Origin of the sequence: Vibrio fluminensis (assembly GCF_015278125.1) — a bacterium.
Classification (GTDB): Bacteria; Pseudomonadota; Gammaproteobacteria; order Enterobacterales; family Vibrionaceae; genus Vibrio; species Vibrio fluminensis.
The window spans coordinates 1-370 of sequence record NZ_JADILO010000094.1 but is presented as its reverse complement, the minus strand read 5'-3'; the positions used below and the strand labels follow the sequence as shown (position 1 = coordinate 370).

The following is a 370-nucleotide window of genomic DNA, read 5'->3' as shown; positions in this document are numbered from 1 at the left end:
TTGTTGAGTACAATGAGAACTGTATTTCCACTTAAAAGAAAGTGGAGCGACACACGAGGTTCGAACTCGTGACCTCAACCTTGGCAAGGTTGCGCTCTACCAACTGAGCTAGTGTCGCAATGATTAATCGCCTAAGCAATTTATCTTAATGTTTTGCGTAAGCCGGATTAAAATCAACGACCTTCGCTAGGTTTTATGAATAGCTGAGCCCGAGAGCTAGCGAATCACAACGCCTGAAATGTGGTTGCGGGAGCAGGATTTGAACCTACGACCTTCGGGTTATGAGCCCGACGAGCTACCAAGCTGCTCCATCCCGCGTCCGGATGTCATTGTTGAGTACAATGAGAACTGTATTTCCACTTAAAAGAAA

At 45.9% G+C, this 370-nt stretch carries 2 tRNA genes; both read right to left on the bottom strand.

Annotated elements, in window-relative coordinates:
- Positions 1 to 42: 42 nt before the first annotated feature.
- Positions 43 to 118 (bottom strand) — tRNA-Gly (locus IRQ95_RS22075).
- 123 nt (positions 119 to 241) lie between these two features.
- A tRNA-Met gene (locus IRQ95_RS22070) sits at positions 242 to 318 on the bottom strand.
- Positions 319 to 370 lie beyond the last annotated feature (52 nt).